Source organism: Corynebacterium sp. HMSC064E07 (assembly GCF_001815745.1).
Classification (GTDB): Bacteria; Actinomycetota; Actinomycetes; order Mycobacteriales; family Mycobacteriaceae; genus Corynebacterium; species Corynebacterium jeikeium_D.
The window spans coordinates 75,909-86,748 of the sequence record NZ_KV821810.1 but is presented as its reverse complement, the minus strand read 5'-3'; the positions used below and the strand labels follow the sequence as shown (position 1 = coordinate 86,748).

The window sequence follows — 10,840 nt, the reverse complement described above, 5'->3', positions numbered from 1 at the left end:
TTATCCATGATGCAATGACCGCCTGACCCTACCGACCATTTTTCGAGCCATTTTTGACATAAACGCAGTCAGTAACTCGCATCCACCCAACGCCATCAGCCATAAACGCAGTCAGTAACTCGCACTGGGGTAAGTGGCGAAAGGTGCCCACCGGCGACGCACCGCCCAGACACGCTTTTCCGACTTTCCTAGGGCTTGGATTATTTTCTGTCTGTTTTTGTCTTCTTCGTCTTCTTAAACGAAAACCAGGCCAGAGAAAAACTCTCTGACCTGGCTTAATTGCTCCTCCAGCTGGACTCGAACCAGCAACCCTTCGATTAACAGTCGAATGCTCTGCCATTGAGCTATGGAGGAATATCCACCGCACAGAACCGGCTAAACCGAACTTCGGCCATGCCGTTCCTTGCGACGGATAGATACTTTACCCAGACCCCTTGAAACTCACAAATCGCCAGGTCAAAGGTCAATTTATACCTTCTTTTCCCACACGTCATGACACCGTTGTGAGTTCTCAGAGCCACGCAATCCACACAATCCACGCAACCTCACACAGCGCCCACAAAGCTCCTACCAGTACTGAAAATGCTTTCCATCATGCACTTTTCATACCGCGCTCATACGATGGGGCTTATGTCTGAACAAACCAACGGAACCGAAAACACCGAGCAAACCGCACGCGTTGTGCGCGGCGTTATCGCCCGCGAAAAAGGCGCACCTGTAGAACTTACTGATATCCACATCCCGTCCCCGGGCCCGAACGATGTCATTGTTGACATCCAGGCCTGCGGCGTCTGCCATACAGACCTGGCTTACCGCGACGGCGATATCACCGACGAGTACCCGTTCTTCCTCGGCCACGAGGCCGCAGGCGTGGTCTCCGAGATTGGCGAAGAGGTCACGCATGTTGCCGTCGGCGATTTCGTTGTCCTCAATTGGCGCGCCGTCTGTGGCGAGTGCCGCGCCTGCAAGCGTGGTGAGCCACAGTACTGCTTTAGCACTTTCAACGCCTCCAAGCCCATGACGCTTGCCGACGGCACCGTCCTCACCCCAGCACTTGGAATCGGCGCTTTTGCGGATGCCACCCTCGTCCACGAGGGCCAGTGCACCAAGGTCGATTCGGCAGCCGATCCGGCCGTTGCGGGCCTGCTGGGCTGCGGTGTCATGGCCGGCATCGGTGCGGCTATTAACACCGGCGAGGTCAAGCGCGGTGAATCGGTAGCCGTCATCGGCTGCGGTGGCGTTGGTACGGCCGCTATCGCCGGTGCCAAGCTGGCCGGCGCTAGCAAGATTATTGCCATCGATATCTCGAACGAGAAGCTGGACACCGCCCGCGAATTCGGCGCGACCGAGACTATTAACTCTGCGGAGCTGGCTAAGAGCGATAAGGGCACCGGGGAAGAGGATCCCGTCGTTAAGCGAGTGCGTGAGCTGACCGATGGTTTCGGTGCTGATGTCGTGATCGATGCGGTCGGCCGTCCGGAAACCTACAAGCAGGCGTTCTACGCCCGTGACCTGGCTGGACGCGTTGTTCTGGTCGGCGTTCCGGCGCCGACAATGGAGCTGGATATCCCGCTGGCGGATGTGTTTAGCCGCGGTGGTGCGTTGAAGTCGTCCTGGTACGGCGACTGCCTGCCAGAGCGCGACTTCCCGATGCTGGTGGATCTGTCGTTGCAGAACCGCCTGCCACTAGAGGGCTTCGTGACGGAGCGCATTGGCATTGAGGATGTTGATGAGGCCTTCGAAACTATGAAGGCCGGTAAGGTACTGCGATCGGTGGTGACGCTGTGAACAAGGATTTGAGGGTTGACCACGTTCTCACGTCGGGCACGTTCTCGCTCGATGGTGGCACGTGGGACGTAGACAACAACGTATGGGTGCTCGGCGATGACCGTGAGGTCATTGTCATCGACGCGGCGCATGAGGCGCAGCCGATTATCGATGCGGTGGATGGTCGCAAGGTAAAGGCCATCGTGTGCACCCACGCACACAACGACCACATCACTGTGGCCCCTGAACTGCAGGAGAAGCTCGACGCTCCCCTGCTCGTCCACCCGGGCGACCAGATGCTGTGGGAGCAGTCCTGGCCGGATCTGGCGCACGAGGATCTCGCGCATGGTCAGCGCCTGGAGATTGCGGGCACGGAGGTTGTCATTATTAACACTCCGGGCCACTCCCCTGGCTCGTGCTGTCTGTACGTACCGGAGGCCGCGGAGCTGTTCTCTGGTGACACGCTGTTTTCCGGCGGTCCGGGGGCGACCGGTCGGTCCTACTCGGATTTCGACACGATTATTAACTCCATCCGCGACAATCTGCTGACTCTGCCTGCGGAAACGACTGTCCGCACGGGTCATGGCGACCACACGACGATTGGCCGCGAGGCTCCGCACTTGGAAGAGTGGATTCGCCGCGGCTACTAGTCGCTAGCCACTAGCTACTCAAACACGACCTTGACCGCCTCTGCTTGCAGTTCGCGGCGGTACTGCTCCATCGCGAGCAGGTCCGCGAACAGCGAGTTGTAGGCGGTTTCGTCGTCTGAGGGGCGCATTCGTGAGAGCATCGCCTTCAGCTGTGCAATTTGGTCACCGACCCACACCTCCTGCAACCGCGCCAGAATCGCCTGCGCATACGGGCGCAGCGTCTCTGCATCGACGGCGATTTGCTCCACGCCCAGCTCAGTCACGAGATGCTTGACGACGTCCTCCCGCGCCTGATCCATAATTGCGGTCGCCCAACTATGTGGCTGTGTGGCCGCTTCCCCGCAGGCACCACCTGCAGCCATGATGGCATCGAATACCGCCCGGTAGGTCGGATGCCCAAAGGTCTCGGGTGCGAGCGCATCGAATACCGGGCCGGTGGTGGCGGGCTCTTGAATTGCCAGCTTAAGGGCCTCACGCTGCGCATAGAGCACAGGGTCCCGCGGATTTGGATACGGCAGTGCCGGGTTGCGCCGGCGCCGCGCTTCCTCCGCCTCTTCACGGGCACGGGCCTCTTCTTGGCGACGCTGGTAGGGGGTGCGCTTTTCATTCTGTGGCCGACTGGCCTCCTCGCGGACGCGCTGCACCAGCTCGGCCTCATCATTCCAGCCGATCCAGCCGGCAACTTCGCGGGCATACTCATCGCGCAGCGCCGCGTCCTTGAGCTGGGCCAGGACAGGCACCACTCGGCGCAGCCCGGAGACCCTGCCATTAGCGGTGGTCAGGTCATAGTCGGCCAGAAGTGTGCGGAGGACAAATTCGATCAATGGCCGTCGTGAAGCAACGAGATCGCGCACTGCGGCCTCGCCCTTCTTCTGGCGCAGATCGCACGGATCCATGCCGTCCGGCGCGACCGCGACGTAGGACTGGCCGGTGAAGTTCTGCTCCCCCTCGAAGGCGCGCATGGCGGCCTTCTGTCCTGCCTCGTCGCCGTCGAAGGTGTAGATGAGTTCGCCGCGGAAGAAGTTGTCGTCGAGCATGAGACGGCGCAGCAGCTGGAGGTGTTCCTCGCCGAAAGCGGTACCGCAGGACGCGACGGCCGTGGTCACGCCTGAGGCGTGCATGGCCATGACGTCAGTGTAGCCCTCCACGATTACAGCCTGATGACCAGTGGCAATGTCCTTCTTTGCCAGATCCAAGCCGAAAAGGACCTTGGACTTCTTGTACAGCATGGTCTCGGGCGTGTTCATGTACTTGCCCAGATTGTCATCGTCGAAAAGCTTGCGGGCACCAAAACCGATGACATCGCCGGACATATTGCGGATCGGCCACATGAGACGACGGTGAAAACGATCGATCGGCCCCATGCGCCCCATCTTGGAAAGACCCGCCTTGTCCAACTCCTCGAAGCTAAAGCCCAGGCGCTGCAGGTGCTTGGTTAGAGTGTCCCAGCCGGCCGGCGAGTAGCCACAGCCGAACTGGGCCGCGTGCTCGGCGGTGAAGCCGCGGTTTTCCAGAAACTCGCGCGCGGGCGCTGCCGCTGGAGTGGAGAACTGTTCGCGGTAGAACTTCTGTGCCTCGCGGTTTGCGGCGATGAGACGCTGGCGAGTTCCCGGTTCCTCGCGACGGCCCGTGCCGCCGCCCTCATAGTTAATGTGGAAGCCAATTTTCTCCGCACAGGCTTCGACAGCCTCCGGGAAAGACAGGTGTTCCATCTCCATGAGGAAGCTGAATACATCACCGCCCTTGCCGGTGGAAAAGCAGTGGTAGTAGCCATGATTGGGGCGTACGTGGAACGACGGCGTGCGCTCGTCTTTAAAAGGCGAAAGCCCTTTCAGAGAATCCGCGCCAGCCGGTTTGAGGTTCACGTATTCTGCAACGATCTCCTCAATCGGAGTCCGTTCGCGGATTGCCGCGATATCGGAGTCCGGAATTCTTCCCCTAGCCATGAAAATAACCTTACCCAAACCGTCCAATCGACTCCGCCGTAGAGGTTTCGCATGCCGACGAGCCGCCCGCGCCCAACCCAAAAACGTGCCGGCGGCGACAGATATGGAAAGATACTAGCCATGGCTGAGTGGAAGAAGATTGCGAGCGGTGTAGGCGCTGCCGCCCTGGTGCTGGCTGGTAGTTATTTCGGGCTCGATGGCGGAGACCAGAACTCTACGGCATCCGAGAACTCACAGGGGTCGCAGGATTCCACTGCCTCCAGCGCGAAACCAGGCCCTAAACCTGGCCCCAACTTGGGCAGCAACAAGGCCGGCACAAAGGGTGCCACCTGCGCAGTAGATACCCTGCCGCAGGAGGCCGACGATGTTATCGACCGCATCCTGACCGACCAGGACCACATCTATTCGCAGCACGACGGCAAGCACTTCGGCAACTACGAGGGACGCCTGCCGAAGGAGCGCGGTGACTACTACCGCGAATACACCGTGACCACCCCGGGCAATTCCAGCCGCGGTGCACGCCGCATCGTTGTCGGCGGCGGTTCCGAAAACGATCCGGATGTCTGGTACTACACCGACGACCACTACGAGAGCTTCTGCGAAATTCCTGACGCGGAGGAGTAGACAACTATCCCCACGCCGCGGCCACACCAGCAATCTGGCGATCAAGCCGCTCTACACGCGACTCCGTCATTGACGCTAGCTGATCAACAATCACCCGCAGCCGCGCTTGGTCACTCTCCGCGCGGGAATAGAGCCACTGGAACATCGGATCAAGCGTTCCCGGAGCACCCTCCTGCAGATACTCGGCCACCCGGAAAAGGCGATCGCGCTCACGCTCCTGACGGCGAATATGACGCGGAAGATCCATCACATACAGCACGGCGATGGTCTTCAGCATGGTGACCTCGGCCAGAATCGAGCTGGGCACGGCGAGGTCCGCGTCGTAACGCCCGAGCGGAAGCGTCGACCCGGAGGCAGCACGCGTACCCGCGACGGAAGCAGTGACAAAACGGCCGACCAGCTCCGAGGTCATCCGTTTCAGCGCGACCAGCGAGCGCAGCGAACCATCATAGGACGCCGCAGCTGATACCACCGGCAAGCTGGCAAGACGCCCGGCAGCCTCGACGAGCTCCGCTGGATCGCCACCAAATGCGGCAGCGCCCTTGTCAGCGAGTGCGGCCAGTTCCACCGTGTCCCACAGAACACCCAGGTCAACGCGGCCAGAGACGATGCCATCCTCGACATCGTGGACGGAATAGGCGACATCGTCAGACCAGTCCATGATCTGCGCCTCAAGACACTGCTTGCCGTGCGGAACGCCCTGGCGAATCCACTGCAGAATTGCGGCATCTTCCTGGTAGGCCCCGTACTTGTGGCGGAGCTGACCATCGGGACCGATTGGCGTCCACGGGTACTTACAAGCCGCATCGAGCGCCGCCCGAGTGAGATTGAGTCCGCAGGGCTCACCTGTACCATCGAGCACCTTCGGCTCGAGGCGAGTGAGAATACGCAGCGTCTGCGCGTTGCCCTCAAACCCGCCGCACCCAGCGGCAATCTCGTTGAGGGCGCGCTCGCCGTTGTGGCCATACGGCGGATGCCCGATGTCATGGGTCAGGCCGGCCAGCTCTGCGAGATCCTCATCTGCACCCAACTCGCTGGCGATTCCGCGGGAAATCTGCGCGACCTCCAGCGAGTGAGTCAGGCGTGTGCGGGGAGTATCGCCCTCCCCTGGCCCCACAACCTGGGTTTTGTCAGCCAGCCTGCGCAGCGCTGCGGAGTGCAGGACGCGGGCGCGATCTCGTGCAAACGCCGCCCGGTGGGTTTCCAAGGACTGCACCCCGGGCAGCAATGACTGCTTCGGAGACTCCTCGACAATACGAGCGAGTTCAAAAGATGAATACGAAAATTTACCGGCCACGTAATTATTGTTACGTATCCTTGTAGATATGTCTGACAGGAATCGCGTGTTTCGCCCCCTTTACCTTGCCGCATCGGGTGCTTTTCTCGGCCTGAGCATGCCGCTAATTACTGCCGCACTACCGGCACAGCCACCGGTTCACGCACCTGCTTCGCTGCTGGCACTCGCGCCGTCAGCATCCCTGGCGCACGCCGAGGCACCGGCGGATGTGTCGGGCGAGGTGGCTGATCTCGCAGGTGTGCTGAGCGGCGGCGATGAAGCTCGTCTGAAGGAGCAGATTCAGCAGCTCAAGACAGAGAAGCGACTCCTGTTCTCGGTGTTTTACATCAAGAGCTTCGACGGCATTCAGGGCGAACAGTGGGCGCAGCAGGCCTGGGAGCACCTCGGAGCTGCCGACAACCGCGGTGTCCTGGTCGTCGCCGTGGAAGACCGAAACCTCGGCGCTTTCGTCGGAGACTCCTTCCCCCGCAACGCGGAGGCCATCAACAGAGCAGCTCAAGGGCAGTTGTTAGAGGATGACAACTGGGCAGCTGCGGGTGAAGCTGCCATCGCCGAGGCAGGCGGTGGCAGCGGCTCCGCCGGTGGGTGGGCACTCGGCGCCGGCCTCGGTGGTGCCGCCGTTGTCGGTGGCGCCACCTGGGCCGTGGGCCGCCGCAATAAGAAGAAGCGCGATGAGGAGGAGATCGCTCGTGGCCGCAACATCGACCCCAAGGATGTCTCTTCGCTGGACTCGCTGAGCACCAGCTCGCTCGATGTTCTTGCGCACGATGAGATTGTCAGTACCGATGAGTCCATTCGCAAAGCCCGCACCGAGCTCGACCTCGCCCGCGCTGAGTTCGGCACCGAACGCATCCGCAGCTTCGACAACGCACTGAAGCACTCTCAGTCCACGCTCGAGCGTGCGTTTGCACTTCGCCAACAGCTTGACGACGGCTCCGTGTCCGACGAAATCGAGCGCCGCAGTGTCCTGCTGGAGATTATCTCCACCTGTGGTGTTGCGGATGACCAGCTCGACGGCGAGGCCGCAAACTTCCAGAAACTCCGCCAGGAGTTGATGAATGCTGAAGCGACGATTTCGAAGCTCACTCAGCGAAGTGTCGAGCTGCGTTCACGTATGCCGCGTGCCGGCGAAATTCTCGATGGTCTGCGCGCACGTTACGAAGAGCAGATGCTCAGCTCTGTGACCGACAATATCGACATGGCCACGGAGCACCTGAATCAGGCTGACCAGTCAATGTCTGAGGCCCGCCGCATCGCGGACCTACCTGCCGGTGAGCAAGGTGGTCTGATTGATGCGCTGTCGGCCACCGACTTTGCGCTCACACAGGCAGAGAGTCTTCTGGAGGCCATTGAACACGCCGATAGCGATATTCACGCTGCAGTCGCTGGACTGGCTTCCCTTATCGCCGAGGTCCGCGGTGAAATCGATGAGGCCTCGCACCTGATGTCGGCACCGCAAGGCGCCAACATCAACCGCGAGCGTCTCAATGCGGCCATCGAAGCAGGCCGTGAAGCACTCGGTGTGGCAGCCAATAAGTCCGAAGTGGATCCACTGAGTTCCTGGACCGCACTGACCGATGCCGATGAGCTACTCGACGAAGCCCTCGACTCCGCTCGAGACAAGGCCGCATCGTTCGCCCGCGCTACCGCTACTTTGCAGCACAGCATGCAGGATGCCGACAATCACATTCGCGCCGCGGCTGACTTAATTGCTACCCGCCGCCGTGTGGTTGGTGCTGAGGCTCGCACTCGCCTCGCGGAGGCGCAGCGTGCTTACGGCTCTGCTCAGGGCTTGGCCAACGACGATCCGCGAAAGGCTTTGGCCTACGCACGTCGTGCGCGCAAGCTCGCGGCTGAGGCCGCTGACTTGGCCCGCCGTGACATCCGCCGCTACCAGGATCAGCGCCGCGGTGGCGGCAGCAACGGTTCGATGGTCGCCGGCATGGTGCTAGGCAGCATGCTCAGCAACAACAGCGGCTTTGGTGGCAGTATCGGCGGATTCGGCGGTTTCGGCGGGGGTTCGAGCCGACCAGGCGGCTCCGGCAGCACAATGGGCTTCTAGATTCCCGCCTAAATTCGCATCTGGCGTGGTCCATCCACAGACCACGTCGCCAGAGAGGCGGCAATCAGCCAGTCTTCGAAACTCCCCCGGAAGTCTCCTTTCTGGGCATAGACACCAAATACCCCTCGGCCTAGGCTGTCCTCTCTGACGATTCGGGCGAGCTCATAGCCTGGCCGTTCGATGTCGAAGACCGTGCGAATTCCCCGTCCTTCTCTGTTTAGGACAAAAGAATCCCCCTCATCCGGATTCGTCATCACTAGCGCGTTCGTGCTAAAAAAGCGGGCTTTCACCTGCCAGCCACGCCCTTGTGGCGAGGTGATCCAGAAAGCACTAAAGACCCCGTCCTGACAGCTCCAGCCGTCGGACAGGGTCTTTTGGTTCTCGTCGTAAACGACGCTGTCTGCAATAGTTGCTACACGATCCACACCCAAATCATATAGGCAATCAGCAAGAGCAAGCAGACAGTGAGAATCCAGGTAGAGGAAACCATGCGGGACTCCAGCACTCGACGAGCACTGTAGACCAGGAAGATCTTCTCCTCTTCCGGCAGCGCACGGCCCTCATCGGTGTCGAACTGCACCTCTGCGTGGCGCACGCCACGGGACGCACCGGTAAACTGGCCCCACTTCTCGCCGGTCTTCGCATTCTCGATGACGTAGTTCGTCGATCCCTCGCACACCAGCTTGCCTTCAGGACGAACCGGCCCAAAGGTCACTGAAAGCTGCTTGGCTCGCGAAATCTTGTCACGGTCAGCAGCAACGGTCGAGAACACGCGGCCGTCGGGAAGCGTGGCGGAAACACGGTGATTAGCAGAGGCGTCAATGACCCACTCCCCTTCCGGGGTGTTGAGGCGATCGCCCTGCTCATCACGGATGTACGTGCCGACTTCGGTGCTTTCCTTCAGAATCGGCCAGGTTTGCTCGGATTTTTCCCGAGAGCCGTCGCCGAGACTATAGGATTCCCAAAAAACTTCTTCGGCCATTAGCAGCCCACCAGGCGAGCTGCGAGGTAGCCTTCCAGCTCGTCAATCTTGACGCGCTCCTGCTCCATGGTGTCGCGGTCACGGACGGTCACAGCGTTGTCCTCGAGAGTATCGAAGTCAACGGTGACACAGAACGGAGTACCGATCTCATCCTGGCGACGGTAACGACGGCCGATAGCACCGGAGGTGTCGTAATCGACGGCCCAGTACTGGCGCAGCTTGTCCGCGACAGCCTCAGCGGTCGGAGTCAGGGTGTCCTTCTTCGACAGCGGCAGAACAGCAACCTTAACCGGCGACAGACGCGGGTCTAGCTTCAGCACGGTACGGGTGTCGGTGCCGCCCTTTGCGTTCGGCACCTCTTCCTCGGTGTAGGCATCACACAGGAAGGCCATCAAGGCGCGGGTCAGACCGAAGGACGGCTCAATGACGTACGGAACGTACTTTTCGCCGGTGACCTGGTCGTGGTAACGCAGGTCTTCCTTGGAGTGCTCGATGTGGCAGCCGAGGTCGTAGTCCGTACGGTTGGCGACACCCATCAGCTCGCCCCACTCGTTGCCCTGGAAGTGGAAGCGGTACTCGAAGTCAATCGTGCGTGCAGAGTAGTGAGCGCGCTCGTCCTTCGGAACGTCGAACTGACGCATGTTCTCCGGGTTAACGCCCAGGTCAATGAACCAGTTCCAGCAGGCGTCGACCCACTCATCGAACTTCTCTTCCGCCTGGTCCGGTGCGACGAAGTACTCGATCTCCATCTGTTCGAACTCGCGGGTACGGAAGATGAAGTTACCCGGGGTGATCTCGTTGCGGAATGCCTTACCGGTCTGGCCGATACCGAACGGTGGCTTCAGGCGAGCCGTGGTCATAACGTTCTTGAAGTTGACGAAGATACCCTGAGCGGTCTCCGGGCGCATGTAGTGCAGGCCCTGCTCATTGTCGACCGGGCCGAGGAAGGTCTTCATCAGACCGGAGAACATCTGCGGCTCGGTCCAGTTGCCCGGCTGACCGGTCTCCGGGTCCGGAACGTCTGCCAAACCATTGGCCGGCGGGTGACCGTGCTTGGCCTCGTAGGCCTCCAGCAGGTGGTCAGCGCGGTAGCGCTTGTGGGTGTGCAGGGACTCCACCAGCGGGTCGGTGAAGGTAGCGACGTGGCCGGAAGCTTCCCAGACCTGGCGCGGCAGGATAATGGAGGAATCCAGGCCGACGACATCCTTACGGCCGGTGACGAAGGTCTTCCACCACTGGCGCTTGATGTTTTCCTTCAGCTCCACACCCAGGGGACCGTAATCCCATGCCGAGCGGGTACCGCCGTAAATTTCACCACACGGGTAAACGAACCCCCTGCGCTTACACAGGTTGGCGACGGTATCGACAACTGACTTAGGTGCCACGGTCTAGACCACTCCTTATAAATGGCTTCGCATCGCACACCACACGCCTTTTCCGGGCACACAATTCAGCCCGTTCCGTGCGGCGAACGACATAATGAAAAGCAAAATGTACTGACCCCAACAGGCC

General features: G+C 60.6%; 9 protein-coding genes and 1 tRNA gene. 4 read left to right on the top strand and 6 right to left on the bottom strand.

The genetic code is table 11. The annotated features are described in order from the left end of the window. Nucleotides 1-282: 282 nt before the first annotated feature. A tRNA-Asn gene (locus tag HMPREF3053_RS04080) sits at nt 283-354 on the bottom strand. 276 nt (nt 355-630) lie between these two features. Here HMPREF3053_RS04080 and HMPREF3053_RS04075 point away from each other — a divergent pair. Further along, the gene (locus HMPREF3053_RS04075; RefSeq protein ID WP_070653269.1) at nt 631-1,788 is read left to right on the top strand and encodes an S-(hydroxymethyl)mycothiol dehydrogenase; all 1,158 of its coding nucleotides are present in this window, start codon (nt 631-633) and stop codon (nt 1,786-1,788) included. Then, nucleotides 1,785-2,417: an MBL fold metallo-hydrolase gene (locus tag HMPREF3053_RS04070; protein WP_048732678.1), complete on the top strand. Its 633-nt coding sequence runs from the start codon at nt 1,785-1,787 to the stop codon at nt 2,415-2,417. Before HMPREF3053_RS04075 ends, HMPREF3053_RS04070 begins: the two co-directional genes overlap by 4 nt. A 14-nt stretch (nt 2,418-2,431) precedes the next feature. Here the strand turns inward: HMPREF3053_RS04070 and dnaG are convergent, their stop codons facing one another. Continuing rightward, a complete protein-coding gene (gene dnaG, locus HMPREF3053_RS04065) occupies nt 2,432-4,363 on the bottom strand; it encodes a DNA primase (protein WP_080971472.1) in 1,932 nt (643 codons plus the stop codon). Between the two features lie 120 nt (nt 4,364-4,483). Here dnaG and HMPREF3053_RS04060 point away from each other — a divergent pair, with 120 nt between their 5' ends. Next, nucleotides 4,484-4,987, top strand: a complete 504-nt coding sequence (locus tag HMPREF3053_RS04060; protein WP_070438686.1) for a guanyl-specific ribonuclease — start codon at nt 4,484-4,486, stop codon at nt 4,985-4,987. A 4-nt stretch (nt 4,988-4,991) separates the two neighbouring features. Here the strand turns inward: HMPREF3053_RS04060 and HMPREF3053_RS04055 are convergent, their stop codons facing one another. Beyond that, entirely contained in the window at nt 4,992-6,284 is a 1,293-nt protein-coding gene (locus HMPREF3053_RS04055) for a deoxyguanosinetriphosphate triphosphohydrolase (protein ID WP_048732682.1), read from the bottom strand. A gap of 28 nt (nt 6,285-6,312) precedes the next feature. Between HMPREF3053_RS04055 and HMPREF3053_RS04050 the strand changes: the two genes are divergently transcribed. Continuing rightward, a complete protein-coding gene (locus tag HMPREF3053_RS04050; RefSeq protein ID WP_222865373.1) occupies nt 6,313-8,346 on the top strand; it encodes a TPM domain-containing protein in 2,034 nt (677 codons plus the stop codon). Nucleotides 8,347-8,354: 8 nt separating this feature from the next. Here the strand turns inward: HMPREF3053_RS04050 and HMPREF3053_RS04045 are convergent, their stop codons facing one another. From HMPREF3053_RS04045 to HMPREF3053_RS04035, 3 genes are read right to left on the bottom strand one after another with little or no spacing between them, the layout of a single operon-like run. Next, on the bottom strand, nt 8,355-8,771 hold the full coding sequence (locus tag HMPREF3053_RS04045; RefSeq protein WP_049189624.1) for a hypothetical protein: 417 nt from the start codon (nt 8,769-8,771) through the stop codon (nt 8,355-8,357). Next, nucleotides 8,759-9,328, bottom strand: coding sequence for a hypothetical protein (locus HMPREF3053_RS04040; RefSeq protein WP_049189625.1), 570 nt, complete (start codon nt 9,326-9,328; stop codon nt 8,759-8,761). Before HMPREF3053_RS04040 ends, HMPREF3053_RS04045 begins: the two co-directional genes overlap by 13 nt. Continuing rightward, on the bottom strand, nt 9,328-10,713 hold the full coding sequence (locus tag HMPREF3053_RS04035) for a glycine--tRNA ligase (RefSeq protein ID WP_049170727.1): 1,386 nt from the start codon (nt 10,711-10,713) through the stop codon (nt 9,328-9,330). The genes HMPREF3053_RS04040 and HMPREF3053_RS04035 overlap by 1 nt, the downstream gene beginning before the upstream one ends. Nucleotides 10,714-10,840 lie beyond the last annotated feature (127 nt).